The organism is Martinezella rhizogenes (assembly GCF_000799715.1).
GTDB lineage: Bacteria > Pseudomonadota > Alphaproteobacteria > Rhizobiales > Rhizobiaceae > Rhizobium > Rhizobium rhizogenes_C.
Genome location: NZ_JUHG01000016.1, coordinates 312,261 through 328,811 on the forward strand (window position 1 = coordinate 312,261; position 16,551 = coordinate 328,811).

The 16,551-nt window shown below is 62.8% G+C and carries 14 protein-coding genes; 2 read left to right on the forward strand and 12 right to left on the reverse strand.

Features of this window, described 5'->3' with window-relative positions; translation table 11 throughout:
* Nucleotides 1-28: 28 nt before the first annotated feature.
* The 5 genes from EX00_RS23815 to EX00_RS23835 form a co-directional block, all read right to left on the reverse strand.
* Nucleotides 29-757, reverse strand: coding sequence for an HAD family hydrolase (locus EX00_RS23815; RefSeq protein WP_047463643.1), 729 nt, complete (start codon nt 755-757; stop codon nt 29-31).
* A 17-nt stretch (nt 758-774) separates the two neighbouring features.
* The gene (gene waaA / locus EX00_RS23820; RefSeq protein ID WP_047463873.1) at nt 775-2,094 is read right to left on the reverse strand and encodes a lipid IV(A) 3-deoxy-D-manno-octulosonic acid transferase; all 1,320 of its coding nucleotides are present in this window, start codon (nt 2,092-2,094) and stop codon (nt 775-777) included.
* A 180-nt stretch (nt 2,095-2,274) separates the two neighbouring features.
* A complete protein-coding gene (locus tag EX00_RS23825; RefSeq protein WP_047463645.1) occupies nt 2,275-2,514 on the reverse strand; it encodes a DUF4170 domain-containing protein in 240 nt (79 codons plus the stop codon).
* Nucleotides 2,515-2,575: 61 nt separating this feature from the next.
* The gene (locus EX00_RS23830; protein WP_047463647.1) at nt 2,576-3,385 is read right to left on the reverse strand and encodes a 3'(2'),5'-bisphosphate nucleotidase CysQ; all 810 of its coding nucleotides are present in this window, start codon (nt 3,383-3,385) and stop codon (nt 2,576-2,578) included.
* Nucleotides 3,386-3,465: 80 nt separating this feature from the next.
* On the reverse strand, nt 3,466-4,815 hold the full coding sequence (locus tag EX00_RS23835) for a TldD/PmbA family protein (RefSeq protein WP_047463648.1): 1,350 nt from the start codon (nt 4,813-4,815) through the stop codon (nt 3,466-3,468).
* Nucleotides 4,816-4,965: 150 nt separating this feature from the next.
* Here EX00_RS23835 and EX00_RS23840 point away from each other — a divergent pair, with 150 nt between their 5' ends.
* Entirely contained in the window at nt 4,966-6,786 is a 1,821-nt protein-coding gene (locus tag EX00_RS23840; protein ID WP_047463874.1) for a monovalent cation:proton antiporter-2 (CPA2) family protein, read from the forward strand.
* Nucleotides 6,787-6,833: 47 nt separating this feature from the next.
* Here the strand turns inward: EX00_RS23840 and EX00_RS23845 are convergent, their stop codons facing one another.
* From EX00_RS23845 to EX00_RS23855, 3 genes are read right to left on the reverse strand one after another with little or no spacing between them, the layout of a single operon-like run.
* Nucleotides 6,834-7,700 (reverse strand): patatin-like phospholipase family protein, encoded by an 867-nt coding sequence (locus tag EX00_RS23845; RefSeq protein WP_047463651.1) that lies wholly within the window; start codon nt 7,698-7,700, stop codon nt 6,834-6,836.
* Nucleotides 7,701-7,718: 18 nt separating this feature from the next.
* On the reverse strand, nt 7,719-8,285 hold the full coding sequence (rsmD, locus tag EX00_RS23850) for a 16S rRNA (guanine(966)-N(2))-methyltransferase RsmD (RefSeq protein WP_047463653.1): 567 nt from the start codon (nt 8,283-8,285) through the stop codon (nt 7,719-7,721).
* 6 nt (nt 8,286-8,291) lie between these two features.
* On the reverse strand, nt 8,292-10,304 hold the full coding sequence (locus tag EX00_RS23855; protein WP_155294128.1) for a pseudouridine synthase: 2,013 nt from the start codon (nt 10,302-10,304) through the stop codon (nt 8,292-8,294).
* A 72-nt stretch (nt 10,305-10,376) separates the two neighbouring features.
* Here EX00_RS23855 and EX00_RS23860 point away from each other — a divergent pair, with 72 nt between their 5' ends.
* Complete coding sequence (locus EX00_RS23860) at nt 10,377-10,835, forward strand: nucleoside deaminase (RefSeq protein WP_047463655.1); 459 nt, start codon at nt 10,377-10,379, stop codon at nt 10,833-10,835.
* A 40-nt stretch (nt 10,836-10,875) separates the two neighbouring features.
* Here the strand turns inward: EX00_RS23860 and EX00_RS23865 are convergent, their stop codons facing one another.
* The 4 genes from EX00_RS23865 to EX00_RS23880 form a co-directional block, all read right to left on the reverse strand.
* The gene (locus EX00_RS23865; protein ID WP_047463658.1) at nt 10,876-11,508 is read right to left on the reverse strand and encodes a hypothetical protein; all 633 of its coding nucleotides are present in this window, start codon (nt 11,506-11,508) and stop codon (nt 10,876-10,878) included.
* Between the two features lie 133 nt (nt 11,509-11,641).
* Nucleotides 11,642-14,524, reverse strand: coding sequence for an isoleucine--tRNA ligase (gene ileS / locus EX00_RS23870; protein ID WP_047463660.1), 2,883 nt, complete (start codon nt 14,522-14,524; stop codon nt 11,642-11,644).
* 298 nt (nt 14,525-14,822) lie between these two features.
* Complete coding sequence (gene mctP, locus EX00_RS23875) at nt 14,823-16,298, reverse strand: monocarboxylate uptake permease MctP (protein WP_047463663.1); 1,476 nt, start codon at nt 16,296-16,298, stop codon at nt 14,823-14,825.
* The gene (locus EX00_RS23880) at nt 16,288-16,485 is read right to left on the reverse strand and encodes a DUF3311 domain-containing protein (RefSeq protein ID WP_007699805.1); all 198 of its coding nucleotides are present in this window, start codon (nt 16,483-16,485) and stop codon (nt 16,288-16,290) included. The genes mctP and EX00_RS23880 overlap by 11 nt, the downstream gene beginning before the upstream one ends.
* Between the last annotated feature and the right edge of the window lie 66 nt (nt 16,486-16,551).

The following is a 16,551-nucleotide window of genomic DNA, read 5'->3' on the forward strand; positions in this document are numbered from 1 at the left end:
CAGATGAAAAAGCAAGCCTGTGCCGAACTTACGCCGGCTGGGCGGCCGGCAACAGGCTTTCCAACTCGGTGATGTCGGTCAGGCAATAATCGGATGCGGCGGCCAGCGATTCACGCGAACCAGTGCCCGTCAACACGCCGACCTTCAAACCCACCCCGGCATTGTGCCCCATGTGCAGATCATGATTGTTGTCGCCGACGACAGCGATCTGCGCGGGAGAGAGGCCGGTCGCTTTCGCGAAGCCGAGCACCATGCCCGGCTCCGGCTTGGTGCCGAAACCGCTGTCGTAGCCGGCGATATAATCGACATAATCCAGGAAGCCGAAGCGATGCGCCGTCTGGCGGATCGAACGCTCATTATCGCTGGAGGCGACGCCGAGCCTGTAGCCCCGCTCATGCAGGCGGCGGAAGAACGCGGCGAGATCCGTGACCGGCGAGGAGAAATCGGCGGCATGGGAAAAGAGCGCATCGAGCTTTTCCGTCAGCTCCGCCACATCCACCTTGGAGCCGGCGGCGACAAGACCCTCGGAAATCTGGCGGGTATTGCCGGCGGCAAGCAGGCTGTCAGGCACGATATGGCCGGTGACCGGATCCATGCCGCAGGCCGAAAGCAGATGATCGGCAAGCGTTGCGTCACCCTGTGCGGCAATGCTGGCAAGCTCGCGGTTGACCGGCAGCCAGCTCGCGTCATAATCGAGCAACGTGCCGTCCTTGTCGAACAGAATGCCCGCGATCGTCTCCAGCTTTACCGCTGCCATGTAGTGCTCCCCTGCCCTTAGCCCTGTGCCATTGTCTTCGGCATCAGCCGCGCTTTTACAGTCAGCGGGTTGATGTAGGGCTCCAGTCCCTTGATGGTGGCGGCCAGTGCGCCGCGCATCTCATGCACCGCAATGAAGCCGGCATCAATCATGGTGCGCCGCGCCGCGTCGTTGGTCAAAAGATAGTGCACGCCGCGCGCCAGCATCTCGGTATCGCGCACCATGCGGGCACTGCCGCGACGAGCGAGCAATTGATAGGCGTCGCGAAAATTCTGGACATGGCCGCCCGTCAGGATGGCACAGCCGAGCATGGCCGGCTCCAGCGGGTTCTGTCCGCCTTCGTTCAGCAGCGACTTGCCCATGAAAGCGACGTCGGTCATGCGCAGATAAAGACCCATTTCGCCGATCGTGTCGCCAAGAAAAACGTCGACATCCGGCGAGAGGACGTCGTTGCGAGTGCGGCGGGCGACCTTCAGCCCCTGTTCGACGAGCATCGCCTCTATCGCGTCGCAGCGCTCGGGATGGCGCGGCACGATGATGGTGAGCTGGCCGTCATGTTCCGTCAGTGTCTTGTGGACGACGGCGGCGGCATTCTCCTCGCCCTCGAAGGTCGAGACGGCAGCCCAGGTCTTGCGAGTGCCGATCTGCTTCATGTAGCGGGCGAGCGTCGGCGCATCATGGGGCGGCGCATCGGTATCCACCTTGAGATTGCCGGATTTGATCACCTGCAGCGCGCCAAGATCGCGGAAACGCTCGGCATCGAGATCGGATTGGGCAACGACCAGCGCGAGCTTTTCGAACAGCGCCTCGGAGAGCGAAGGATGTTTGCTCCAACGGCCAAAGGAGCGATCCGACATGCGGGCGTTGACGAGAATCTGTGGAATGCGCCGCCGCTCGAGTTCCAGCACGGTTGCCGGCCAGATTTCGGATTCGGCGAAGATGGCGCAATCGGGCTGCCAATATTCGAGGAAGCGGCTGACGGCCGGTTTCAGATCCAGCGGCACATATTGGTGGATGACCTCGTCGCCAAGACGTTCCTTCGTCACCTTGGCCGACGTCATCGTTCCCGTGGTCAAAATGACGTGAATATCGCGGCGGCGGATTTCGCGGATCAACGGAACGACCGCCGAGGTTTCCCCGACACTCGCGGCATGGAACCAGACCAGCGGTCCCTGCGGACGGTTGGCGCTGGCATAGCCGGAACGCTCCAGCCGACGGGAGCTGTCTTCCTTGCCCTTGGCGGCACGGAACGCAAGATAGGGTCCAATCAGGGGGTAGATCACAATGCCGCCGAAGCGATAGGCACCCAAAGCGAGGCGCGCCCTGAGGCTGCTCATCTTGACTGCCTCCGATCCAAGCTGATCGTCATCAATGCCAAATCCCAACTGTTCAACGGCCGAAAGATCGGCCGATTCTTCATTCTGATTGCGTCAAAAATACCGCGTGATAACCGGATTGAAAGCGACAATGCCCCTCCGGACGGAAATATCAAATGTAAAATGGAGCGAAGCGCCGCTTCAGGATGCCTTGTCCGGATCAAGCAAGCGATGCAGATGGACGATGAAATAACGCATGTGAGCGTTGTCGACGGTCTGCTGCGCCTTCGACTTCCAGGCCGTCAGCGCGGTCGCGTAGTCAGGATACATGCCGACTATGTCGAGTGCGTTCAGGTTGCGGAATTGCACTTCCTCGAGATTTTCCAATTCCCCGCCGAATACGAGGTGCAGGAGCTGTTTTTTATCGCTGGTAACAGTCATTTTCGTCTCTTTCTGCTATCGTCCCCCTCCGCACTTCCTCTGCGGGATTTTGACCCAAACGTCAACCGTCTCGTCTGTGGGCAAGCTGGCGCAAGAGCTCCGGCAAGTGGACGGCCGGTGCGCCGCAGAGTTCGCCGTGGGAGACATCGGCACGATTGTAGTTGAGGGGCTGACCCGAGAGATCGACCAGAGCGCCGCCCGCCCGTTCCAGTATGAGATCGGCGGCAGCAAGATCCCAATCGTGGGAATTGCGCTTGACGATCGTCCCCTCGAGCCGGCCGTCGGCGACCATGGCAAGGCGATAGGCGAGCGAAGGCACATGCTTCACCCGCTCAATGGTCTTGCGGAAGTCTGGGCTTAGTCCGTTGAGAGCGTCTTCGGCGGTGGCCAGCCTGTGGACGTCATGCCCCATCCTGTCGGAAACAGCGATCGGCTCGCCATTCTTCAATGCCGGGCCGTCAACGGTTGCGACGAACAATTCGCTCAGCGCCGGCGCGTAGAGCACGCCTGCCGTCGGGCGCCCATTGGTGACGACGGCGACGCTGACGCACCACAGTTCAAGTCCCGACAGGAAGCCGCGCGTGCCGTCGATCGGATCGACGACGAAAACGGTCTTATGCGACAGCCGCTCGGCATCGTCATCCGTCTCTTCCGAAAGCCAGCCATAGGCGGGGCGCGCCGGACGCAGAATGGAGGCAAGTGTCTCGTTGGCGGCAAAATCGGCGGCGCTGACGGGCGAACGCCCCTCGTTCTTCCACCAAACCTCGGGCGACTGCCGAAAGAAGCCAAGGGCGACTTCGCCGGCCTGACGCGCCGCCTCGACGATCAGGTCCAGGTCGCTCGATGCAGCGCCCTTCTGGCTATCATCCATTCACAAAGTCCAATCTCTGGGTGGCTATGTGCTGGCTATGATCTTGTCCGAAAACCGCTGCGCACTTTTCGGGATCATAGTCAACGCCCGGCCAGCGTCATGCCCTCAATGGCGAGCGTCGGCGCGGCAACGCTGAAATCGCGGTCGATATCGTTGGCCGGCGTCACGCGCATGAACATATCCTTGAGGTTGGAAGCAATCGTCACCTCCGAAACCGCGAAAGTCAATTCACCGTTCTCGATCCAGAAGCCGGTGGCGCCTCGGCTGTATTCGCCGGTGAGCATGTTGACGCCCTGCCCGATCAGCTCTGTGACGTAGAAACCGTTGCCGACATTGCGGATCAGCTCTTCCGGCGAGATATCGCCGGGCTCCAGCGCCAGATTGGTGGAGGTCGGAGAAACCGAGGTACCACCGCGCGCGCCGCGGCCGTTGGTCTTGAGACCACCGATCTCGCGTGCCGTCGAGGTCGACAGGAACCATTGCTTCAGCACGCCGTCCTCGATCATCACCAGCCGCTTGCCGGTAACACCCTCGCCATCGAAGGGACGCGAGGCGGAGCCGCGCACGATCAGCGGATCATCGGTGATCGACAGGCCGGCTTTCAGCACCTGCTGGCCCATCTTGTCGCGCAGGAAACTGCTCTTGCGGGCAACGGATGCACCATTGATCGCGCCGGCGATATGGCCGACGAAACCGCGCGCGACGCGCGGATCGAAAACGACGGTCACGTCCTTGCCGGTCGGAACCTGGCGCGGATTGACGCGCTTGATCACCCGTTCGCCGGCGCGGCGGCCGATATCCTCGGACGCATCCAGATCGGAAAAATAGAGACGGCTGTCGAAATCATAGTCGCGTTCCATACCGGTGCCTTCACCGGCAATGACGCTGACGGAGCGGCTAAAGCGCGAGCCCATATAGTGACCGGCAAAACCATGCGACGTGACAAGCACCATGCCACCCATGCCGGCCGACGCGCCCGAACCCGACGAATTGCTGACGCCGGGAACGGCAAGCGCCGCTTCTTCCATCGCAAGCGCCGCCTCGCGCAGCTCAGCCGACGAAACCTCGGTCGGATCGAAGAGGTCGAGGTCTGGGTAGCTTTTGGCGAGATCGGCTTCGTCGGCGAGGCAGGCGAAGGGATCTTCCGGCGAGACCTTGGCCATGGTGACGGCGCGTTCGGCAAGTGCCTGCAGGTTGAAGCCGGGATTGGCCGAGACGCTGGCGACACGGTTGCCGACGAAGACCCGCAGCGAAAAATCATCGCTTTCGGAGGATTCGGTGCCTTCGACCTTGCCGAGACGAACGCTGACGGATTGTGAACGCGAGCGCACGACGACGGCATCGGCCGCATCCGCCCCGGCTTTCCGGGCGAGGTCGATCAACTGGCTGGCGCGGGAGAGCAGAGTGGCGGAATCGATTTCTGAGGACATGATTTGGCCTTTCCTTCGCGTTCCATTTATTGTGCACTACATAAAGCTACAAGGGCGGCCAAGCCGATTCTTGTCTTAATGTCGTCACGCATGGTTGTTTCCGACGATCATGCGCTGCAACACCGCCTGCCCTACAGAAAGAAACAGACGATGTCCGCGCCCAATGCCCTCTTTACCGAAACCCTGATGCTGCTCGGAGGCGCCGTCGTCACCGCGCCGATCTTCAAGAAATTGGGGCTTGGCACCGTGCTCGGCTATCTCGCCGCCGGCGTCGTCATCGGCCCGGTGCTGCATGGCATCGGCGACAGCGAAGCCGTGCTTGCGGTGGCGGAGCTCGGCGTCGTCTTCCTGCTGTTCATTATCGGCCTGGAATTGAAGCCGTCGCGCCTTTGGCAGATGCGCCGCGACATTTTCGGCCTCGGCACGGCGCAGGTTGTCCTCAGCGGACTGGCGCTGACGCTTGCCGCCTATCTCGCCAATATCACCGGCTGGCGCGGCAGCATCATCGTCGGCTTCGGCCTGGCGCTGTCGTCCACGGCATTCGCCATGCAGATCCTCGAACAGGAGGGCGACGTCAACACGAAATACGGCCAGCGCTCCTTCTCCATGCTCTTGCTGCAGGATCTGGCGATCGTGCCGCTGCTTGCCCTCGTCACCGTACTCGACGGGCCGAAGGAGGCTTCCAATCCGATACCGGACCTTGCCATTGCCGTCGGCGCCGTCGCGGCGATGATCATTGCCGGGCGCTACCTGCTGACGCCGCTGTTCCAGGTTATCGCTCGCACCGGCGCGCGGGAGGCGATGATCGCGGCCGCTCTTCTGGTCGTCATGGGGTCGGCCACCTTGATGCAGCTTGCCGGCCTCTCCATGGCAATGGGCGCCTTCCTCTCCGGCGTGATGCTGGCCGAATCCTCCTATCGCCACGAGCTGGAGGCGGATATCGAGCCCTTCCGCGGTATCCTGCTCGCCATCTTCTTCATCGCCGTCGGCCTGTCGCTGAAGCTGGACGTCATTGCCGACAACTGGGTGCTGATCGTGCTTGCCGTGCCGGTGCTGATGGTCATCAAGGGCGTGGTCATCTATGCGCTCTGCCGCATGACCGGCTCCTCGCACAATGATGCCATCCGTATCGCCTGCCTGCTGCCGCAAGGCGGCGAATTCGGTTTCGTGCTGTTCAGCACGGCCAGCGCCAGCGGCGGGCTCTTCTCCGCCAGTACGGCCTCGATGCTGATCGCGATCGTGACGCTCTCCATGGCGCTGACACCGCTGGGTTCGGCGCTTTCGAAGCGCCTGCTCAGCGGCGACACGCATGAGGAACTGGACGAGGATTTCGAGGGCGCGGGCTCCGACGTGCTGATGATCGGCTTCTCGCGTTTCGGCCAGATCGCCGCGCAGATCCTGCTTGCCGGCGGCCGCGACGTAACCGTCATCGATTTTTCGGCCGACCGCATCCGCCAGGCATCCAACTTCGGCTTTCGCATCTATTTCGGCGACGGCACCCGCAAGGATGTGCTGCGCTCGGCCGGCATCGACCACGCCAAGGTCGTCGTCATCAGCACGCATCAGCGCGAGGTCACCGACAAGATCGTCGAGCTGGTGCAGACGGAATATCCGCACGCCAGCATCTTCGTCCGCTCCTACGACCGCATCCACTCGATCGAGTTGCGCAACAAGGGCGTCGACTACGAGCTGCGCGAGACGCTGGAATCCGGCCTGCTCTTCGGCCGCCGCACGCTGGAAGCCCTCGGCGTCAGCGAAGCCGATGCCTACGAGATTGGCGAGGATATCCGCAAGCGCGACGAACAGCGGCTGGTGCTTCAGGCAAGCGAAGGGCTACAGGCCGGGCGCGACATGCTCTATTCACGGCCGGTCAAGCCGGAACCGCTGGTCAAACCCAAGCGCGCCGCCGACGTCTTCAGCGATGACGACGATCTCTCGGCATTGCCGGCGGAAGAGCCGGAACGGGTCTAGGACGTTTCAACGCTTCACGGAAGCGCAGAAACATTCCTGGAATTACTCTAATTCTTCGCCGTAATCACCCGGTCAAGAGCGAACTTCAGTTCGTCCTTGACGCCTGCGGACATGGCCAGGATTTCGCGGGCCTTCAGGAAATCGAGCACGCCGGTGCGGCCGACGGACGGCCGCAGGAAGATTTGCGGGGCGAGCAGCCGCAGCTTGAGTGCAATGTTGGACTGCATGGTCAGCTGGCCTGCGCCGAACAGGCTCTCAATGCGGTTCGGAAACTGGGTGCCGTCGCCTTCCGGGCCGCCGACAACGTCGATGCCGATGATGATATCGGCAAGGCCAGCCAGATGCTCGTAGGGAACCGGGTTCATGATGCCGCCGTCGATCATCACCCGCTCGCCGACCTTGACCGGCATGAAGACGGCGGGAATGGCGGCGGAGGCGGCCAGCACCGGAAAGAGCTCGCCCTTTTCGGTCAGCACTTCAGCCTGGCTGTAGTAATCCGTCGTCACCACCTTCAGCGGGATGTGCAGCTCGGAGAAATCCTCGGGAAAGGCCGGCGGCATGAAGGCGCGCAGAATGCGCTCGAGATTGAACTGGCCGAACCGGAATTTACGAACGCTCGCCGGCCTGAGACCCCAGAGCTTGTTGAGCACGGCCGGGCGATTGCCGACGGTGGCAAGCGTATAGTCGCGGATTTCCGCGCCGCTCAAGCCTGCCGCCATCGCCGCGCCCATGATCGCGCCGATGGAGGAGCCGGCGATCGCCACCGGGCGGATGCCGAGCTCGTCCAGCGCCTCGATGATGTGAATATGGGCAAGACCACGCGCGCCGCCGCAGCCGAAGGCGACCGCGACGCTCGGCGTGCTTGATGTCGCGAGCGTATAGTCGCTCCCGACAAAATCAGCATAATCGCCCATGGTCGTCTCCCACCGCCGCTAGGCCTGCCGGGGCTGATAACGGAAGAAATGCATCTTGCTGTCGCCGAAGGTCCGCTCTTCGAGGAAGAGGAAATCGGGGACGACGGTCACCGCGACGTCGGCACGCTCCTCAAGGATCGCGAGCGCCCCCGGCACCAGCCAGCGGCCCGCAGCGGCGGCGGCGAACGTCTTCTCGCCCAGACCCTTGCCATAGGGCGGATCGGCGAAGAGGAAATCGAAAGGCTCGAGATTGCCGACGCTGCCGAGATCGGTCGCGTCACGCCGCATCATACGCGTGCGGCCATGCAGGCCGAGCGCATCGATGTTTTCCCAGAGCAGGCCACGGCCCTCGACGCTGCTTTCAACGAAGAGGACGTGACGGCAGCCGCGCGAGGCGGCTTCCAGGCCAACAGCGCCGGTGCCCGCGAAGACATCCATCATTCGCGTGCCGTCGAGCGCCTCGGGATAGGCATGGCTCAGAATATTGAACAGGCTCTCGCGCGTGCGGTCCGCCGTCGGACGAATATCGTTCGACTTCGGCACCGCAAGCGACCGACCGCGAAACTCACCGCCGACGATCCGCACCGCGCCTTAACCCCTTCCGCCCTTCGGGCCGCCCTTGCCGGGGCCACCACGGCTCGGACCGCTGCGGCTAGGACCACCGGACGGACGTCCAGCGCCACCGGGCTTGCCCGAGAAGCTGCGTGCACCGCCGGGCTTTCCAGACGGCTTGCCGCCAAAGGACTTGCCGCCGCCCGGCTTCTTGCCGAAAGACTTGCCAGCCGGCCGGTCACCTGTAGGACGCTCACCTTGCGGGCGGTCGCTACGGGGAGGACGATCACCGAATGGGCGATCGCCGCGAGGACGCTCGGAGCGCTGCTCGCCATCGAAAGACCGGGCGCGCGGACGCTCGTCACCCTCGGCGCGCGGCCGACGGTCACCAGTGGGACGATCGCCACGTGGGCGATCACTGAACGCACGATCGCCACGGGGCTTGTCACCGTAAGGGCGGTCACCGCGCGGCTTGTCACCGAATGGCCGGTCGCCACGAGGACGTTCCGAGCGTGCTTCGCCCTGGAATGATTTCGCACGGGGGCGATCGCCAAATGCCTTATCGCCGCGGGGCTTGTCACCATACGGACGATCACCACGGGGCTTGTCGCCGAAAGGACGGTCACCGCGCGGCGGACGGTCGCCTTGGGGGCGATCGCCACGGAGACGGTCGGAGCGCTTGCGGTCGAAACCGTCGTCATCGCCACGCCCCGTACGCGGTGCTTCCTCGCTCGCGCGGATCCATTCTCCATCCGCCTCGGCAACCCGATTGACGCGAACGCGCGGGCCTTCGTCCGGACGGTCGAAACCGCTGCGCTGCGGGCGCTCGGGCTCACCGCGCTTGGCGGCAGTCCTGATATTCTTGGCGGCTTTCGCGGCAGCCTTCTCGCCGAGCGGACGGGCGCCGGGAGCCATCCAGACATTGGCGTTGCGGCGCGCGCCGAGCGGCGGACGCTTCGGACGGTCGTCTTCCTTGTGGCCGCCTTCACGACGCCCCTCGTCACGACGATCGTCGCGCTTGGTGTCGAGACGGCTCAAGGCACGTTCGCGCTTGTCCTCGGGACGCTCGCGGTCGCGCCTCGGGCGCTCCTCTTTCGCGGCGCGCTCCGGCTTGGCTTCAGCTTCATCGTCACCGGCAACTGCCGTGGTGTTGTAGAGCGGCGCGTCGAAATTCGCCTTGGCGTCTTCGACCAGACGGGGGCCAAGCTGATCGCGCAGCGTGCGGCCGCGCACTTCCACCACACGGCCTTCCGGCAGGTCACCGAGCTGGAACGGACCGTAGGAAATGCGGATCAGGCGATTGACCTCGAGACCGAGCGCGCCCATCACGTTCTTGATTTCGCGGTTCTTGCCTTCGCGCAGACCCATGGTGATCCAGACGTTGGACCCTTGCGTGCGGTCGAGCGTGGCTTCGATTGAGCCGTAGAGCACGCCATCAACGGCAATGCCGTCCTTCAGCTTGTCGAGCGCATCCTGATCGATCTCGCCATGGGCGCGGACGCGGTAGCGGCGCAGCCAGCCAGTGGTCGGCAGTTCCAGCACGCGGGCGAGGCCACCGTCATTGGTGAGCAGCAGCAGGCCTTCGGTGTTGATATCGAGACGGCCGATCGACATGACGCGCGGCAATTCTTCCGGCAGATTGTCGAAAACGGTCGGACGTCCTTCCGGATCGGCATTGGTGGTCACCAGGCCGGCCGGCTTGTGATAGAGCCACATGCGCGTGCGCTCGATGCCGCGGATCGGCACGCCGTCCACCTCGATCTTGTCGGCGAGCGTCACGTTGACGACCGGGCTATCCAGCAGCACGCCATTCAGCCGCACGCGGCCGTCCATGACCATGCGCTCGATATCGCGGCGAGACGCCACGCCGGCGCGCGCCATCACCTTGGAAATGCGCTCGGCCTTTCCATCACCGCCGTCGGTTTCAGCTGCCGCCTTGGCAGGCGCTGCCTTCACCGGCTTGGTGTCGTCGCGCTTCGTCGGCGCCTTCGTCTTGACGTCGCGGGTAAAGGGCTTGGACCCAGGCCGCTTGGGCTTGTCATTCATTGTCATTTGTTGTTTGCCTGAATTTTTAAGGCGTGTTCCTATCAGGTCACGCCCCTGCGGTTAAGTGGAAAATCTTAAATGGCGAATACAAATCACTTCATGAAGCTGGCGCTCGCCGAAGCACGAAGCGCCGGAGCGCGTGGTGAAGTGCCGATCGGAGCCGTTCTCGTGCTCGACAACACCGTCATCGCCAAGGCCGGCAACCGCACCCGCGAGCTCAACGACGTCACCGCCCATGCCGAAATCGCCGCGATCCGTATTGCCTGCGAAGCGCTCGGCCAGGAGCGCCTGACGGGCGCCGATCTCTATGTGACGCTGGAGCCCTGCACCATGTGCGCGGCGGCCATTTCATTTGCCCGTATCCGCCGCCTCTACTACGGCGCGGAAGATCCGAAGGGGGGCGGGGTGGACAATGGCGTGCGTTTCTATCGCCAACCGACCTGCCATCACGCGCCGGAAGTCTATTCGGGCATCGCCGAACGGGATGCGGCTGACATTCTCAGGGAATTCTTCCAGCTGAAACGGCAGGAAGACTAAAAAGCGACGGTTTTGGCCGCCGCTTCATGCTCGGGAAAGCTTACTGGAACGGCTTCCACCAACTGCTGCTGTTGGACTGCTGCGCTGCCTCGGCATCCTTCTTGCGCTGCTTTTCCTTCTTGCTCTCCGGCGTGCCGACATCGCTCAACGCCGTCGGGTCGGAAACCTGACGATATTGCTGCGGCGGATCGATCAGATAACGGCGCTGCTCATAGGTCCCGGCCTGATCCTGGCGCGCGGCGCGATAGGCTGCCGTCTGCTCCACTTCCGTCTTGCGGTTGCGGCCGCTGTCTGCCTGAGCGAGCGGCGAGCGATAATTGACGTCGTTCTTGTTCTGGTCGGCCTCTTCAGCCAGACGCTTGCGCGCGTCTTCCGGCGATTCCAGCCAGGCCGGGTTATCCTTGCTTGCCAGCGTCTGTTGCGGCGCCGTCAGGGCTTCCCTCTGGTTTTCAGCCGGCAGAACCAAGCCAGGGCGATTCGGATACGTCACACCCTTGTCCTTCGGCGTGGCGGCCGAAATGGAGGCGATGTCGCCGAGGTCGTCGAGAAGCTGAACGCCGGCGGTCTTGTCCGTGCCGTAACGCGGGCTGCTCAAGCAGCCGGACATCAGACCGCAGCCAACCACGAGTGCCGCCAAGCTGACGCCAACACGAACCCTATGCATCGCTCTCATGAAAACCCTTCCCAGCCATGCCGGTACATCTATAGCAGACCCCAATTCATGCCAACTGCCGCAAAAATCGGGCCATTTTCAGGCAGCTTTTACCGGATGAACGCCTCGAAGGCAATTCACCCGGCAATTTTCTTCAGTTGACGGCCGCCAGCTCGCGCAGGGCTGCTGCATCACGCGCCGAAACGTCGGGATAGTCCGGATCGGAGCCGACATCGGTGGTGATGCGCCAGGAACGGGCGCATTTGCGGCCTTCCGCCAGTGCGGGCACGACGCCTACCTTGGCGGCGTCATCCAAACGGAAAGCATCCGCCGGGCCTTCGCCAGCGTTGACGGCGATGCCGGAGGTGATGCAGATTTCCGCCAGGTCCTGCCCTTCCAGCGCCTTCAGGAGCTCCGGATCGGCGACGTAGACGACGGGAGCGGCTTCCAGCGAGGAGCCGATACGCTTGTCCTTGCGCTCGATTTCGAGCGCGCCGGTGACGACGCTGCGCACGGCGCGGATCTTCTTCCACTTCTCGGCCAGCGCCTCGTTCTTCCATTCGGCAGGAACGGCGGGGAACTGTTCGAGATGCACGGAGACCGCCGACGGATTGCGCGACAGCCAGGCTTCTTCCGTCGTAAACGGCAGCATCGGCGCAAGCCAGGTCACCATGCAGTCGAAGATCGTGCGGATGACGGCGAGCGACGCGCGGCGGCGCAGGCTCGACGGGGCGTCGCAATAAAGCGCGTCCTTGCGGACATCGAAATAGAAGGCCGAAAGCTCGACATTCGAGAAATCGATAAGGGCGCGGGCGATGCGCTTGAAGTCGAAGGCGTCGTAGCTTTCGCGCACGAGCTCGTTCAGCTCGGCGAGACGATGCAGCATCAGCTGCTCCAGCTCCGGCATATCGGCGTAGGCTATCACTTCGCCCTTGTCATGCGCCAGCGTGCCGAGCATCCAGCGGATGGTGTTGCGCAGCTTGCGATAGGCATCGACGTTGGTCTGGATGATCGCCTTGCCGAGACGCTGGTCTTCCCAGTAGTCGGTGGTCATGACCCAGAGGCGCAGGATATCCGCGCCGCTGTCCTTCATCACATCCTGCGGCGCAACGACGTTGCCGAGCGACTTCGACTGCTTGCGGCCCTGTTCATCCATGGTGAAACCATGGGTGACGACCGTGTCATAGGGCGCACGGCCACGCGTCGCCGCACTTTCGAGCAGCGACGAATGGAACCAGCCGCGATGCTGGTCTGAGCCTTCGAGATAGACGTCCGCCGGCCATTTCAGGTCCGGACGGTCTTCCAGCGTGAAGGTATGGGTCGAACCCGAGTCGAACCAGACGTCGAGGATATCCATGACCTGCGTCCACGGCTCGTTGGCCTTTTCGCCAAGGAAACGCTCGCGCGCGCCTTCGGCAAACCAGGCGTCAGCGCCTTCGGCATCGAAAGCTTCAAGGATGCGGGCGTTGACGGCGTCGTCCTGCAGGATCTCGCCGTCATCGTCGACGAAGATCGCGATCGGAACGCCCCAGGCGCGCTGGCGCGAGAGCACCCAATCCGGGCGCTGCTCGATCATGGCGCGCAGGCGGTTCTGGCCGCTAGCGGGCACGAAACGGGTATCGTCGATCGCCTTCAGCGCGCGCGACCGCAGCGTCGTGCCGTCGGCAAGGTCCTTGTCCATGTAGACGAACCATTGCGGCGTGTTGCGGAAGATGACCGGCTTCTTCGAGCGCCAGGAATGCGGATAGGAATGCTTCATACGTCCGCGCGCGAAGAGCGTGCTGGTCTCGATCAGCGCCTTGATGACGAGATCGTTGGCATTGCCCTTCTTGCCGTTGTCGTCCATGACGCGGCCGCCCTCGAAGCCGGGGGCGTCAGTGGTGTAGAAGCCGGCGTCGTCGACCGGGAACGGGATGCGCGACGAGATCCCTCGCGCTTCCACCTCGCGGGCATTGGCCATCCAGACGTCAAAGTCCTCGCGGCCATGGCTGGGTGCGGTGTGCACGAAGCCGGTGCCGGCATCGTCGGTAACATGATCGCCGTCGAGCAAGGGAACCTTGAAGTCATAACCGAGCGAAGCCAGCGGATGGGCGCAGATGATCGCGCCGAAATCCTCGGCGGTCACGTCGCGCAGGCGCTTGTACTGCAGCTTTGCCTTGGCAAAAGCTTCCTCGGCAAGCTTGTCGGCGAAGACGAGCTTTTCGCCCGGACGCGGACCGAAATCATTCGCGGCTTCCGTCACTTCGTAGAGGCCATAAGAGACCCGCGACGAATAGGCGATCGCCCGGTTGCCGGGGATCGTCCAGGGGGTCGTGGTCCAGATGACGACGAAGGCATCGGCAAGCGCCGCCGGACCTTCCACGACCGGGAATTTCACCCAGATCATGTCGCTCTCGACGTCGGCATATTCGACTTCGGCTTCCGCAAGTGCCGTGCGCTCGACCACCGACCACATGACTGGCTTCGAACCGCGATAGAGCTGACCGGTCTTGGCGATCTTCAGCAGCTCGCCGGCGATGCGGGATTCGGCGTGAAAGTTCATCGTCAGATAGGGATTTTCGAAATCGCCGACGATGCCGAGACGCTTGAACTCCTCGGACTGGATCTTGATCCAGCCGGCGGCGAAGTCACGGCATTCCTGGCGGAATTCGTTAACCGGAACCTCGTCCTTGTTCTTGCCCTTCTCGCGGTATTTTTCCTCGATCTTCCACTCGATCGGCAGGCCGTGGCAGTCCCAACCCGGAACGTAGTTGCTGTCATAGCCGCGCATCTGGAACGAGCGGGTGATGACGTCCTTGAGGATCTTGTTCAGTGCGTGGCCGATATGGATGTTGCCATTGGCGTAGGGCGGGCCGTCATGCAGCACGAATTTCTCGCGGCCGGCGGCCGACGCGCGCAGCACCTTGTAGAGGTCCATCTCCTGCCAGCGCTTGACCAGCTCCGGCTCCTTCTGCGGCAGGCCGGCGCGCATCGGGAAATCGGTCTCGGGCAAATAGAGAGTCTTCGAATAGTCGAGTTTTTCAGCGGTATCGGTCATGGTTCAGACAATTGCCTCGGCGTCTCGGGCATATCGCGCCAAGAAGGCGCAGCCATAAGGGGATTTTTTCGGCGGCGGTAGCGCCTCGGGAACGGGCGCCAGGAACCCGGACCTTCCGGCAGCTTAAAGCGCGCGGAAGGCCGGGCCAATAATTCGTATCGATAGGCTCAGCCGAAATTGGGTCATAATGGGCGGTTCATAAGCGCTTTTTGAGCGGAAAGGAAGAGGATTCCACCGCAACAAGGCACAGAAAAGCCGCGGGCGTTTCCACCCGCGGCTGATTGAGGAGCCGGCCCGATCAGGCGCGTGCCGTCGCCCGGGCCGGCATGACCGCGTTGAGGATCACCGACACCGCGATATTGGCGGCCAGCGCAAGCAGTCCCGTGTAGACGGTGAAGCTCGTATCCCCGAGAGAGACCATGTGCAGCGGCTTCCAGCCGGCATCCCAGACGAGATAGGTACCGCCGAAGAAACCGACGACCCAGCCGACAAGCAGAGCCGGTGCACGGAACCACTTGGTATAGAGGCCGAAAACCAGCGCCGGCAACGTCTGCAGGATCCAGATACCACCCAGCAATTGCAGGTCGAGCGCGAACTGCGTCGGCAGGAAGATGATGACGAGAAGCGCGCCGACCTTGACGACCAGCGAGGTCATCTTGGCGACCTTCGCCTCGCCGGCATCGGACACCTGCGGATTGATGTAAGCCTTCCAGAAGTTGCGGGTGAAGAGGTTGGCAGCGCCAATGCTCATCACGGCAGCCGGCACCAGCGCACCGATGGCGATGGCCGCGAAGGCGAAACCCGCAAACCAGCTGGAGAACAGCGACTGGAACAGCGCCGGCACGACATCATTGGGGCTATCCAGCTTCAGATTGGCCGCATGGCCCATATAGCCGAGCAGGGCCAGCAGGCCGAGCAGCAGCGTATAGGCCGGCAGCAACACCGCATTCTTGCGGATGGTGTTGCCGCTGTTGGAGGCGAAAATACCGGTCAACGTATGCGGATACATGAAGGCCGCGAGCGCCGAGCCAAGCGCCAGCGTCGCATAGGCGACATACTGGTTGCCGCCGAGCACCAGGCTGCCAGCCCCCTTGGCCTGGAAAGCCGCATCGGCGGAGGCGAAGACATTGGCATAGCCGCCAAGCTTGGCCGGGATGAGCGCAATGGCGGCGATCACCACGATGTAGATCATGATGTCCTTGACGAAGGCGATCAGCGCCGGGGCGCGAAGTCCCGCCGAATAAGTATAGAGCGCCAGGATGATAAAGGCGACGGCGAGCGGGAATTCGCCATGCAGGCCCAGAGCCTTGAACACAGCCGTCATGCCGACAAGCTGCAAGGCGATATAGGGCATGGTGGCGATGACGCCGGTCGCGGCAACTGCCAGTTCGAGCGCCCGCGAACCATATTGGCCATGCACGACATCGCCCGCCGTGACGTAGCCATGATCCTTTGCGCGCTTCCAGAGAAGCGGCATCACCATGAAGACGAAGGGATAGACGACGATGGTATAGGGCAGCGCGAAGAAGCCGTAGGCGCCGACCGTGTAGACCAGGGCCGGGACGGCAATGACGGTATAGGCGGTGTAAAAGTCGCCGCCGACGAGGAACCAGGTGATCCATGTGCCGAAGTTGCGGCCGCCAAGGCCCCATTCGTCGATACTGGCAAGGGTCTTCGGCCTGCGCCAGCGCGCGGCGACAAAGCCCATGACGGTTACCAGCACCATGAAGAAAATGAAGACGGCAAGTGCCGTCGGGTCGATATCAGTCATCATGGCGCATGCTCCGGTAGGCGATCCAGGTCAGGAAAGCGGTGATCGGTACCCAGGCAAGCTGGTACCAATAGAAGAAGGGGAAACCGAAGAGAACCGGATCGTGACTGTTGTAAAAGGGGACCCAGAGCAGGCCGATATAGGGAATGACGAGCAGCCAGCAGGCCGCCGTTCCAAAGCGTTTATCCATTTCGAGTGCCTTTCGGAGACTGGCGCGCCGACTCACGCCTCATCACGGATAAGGATTAACGCATAT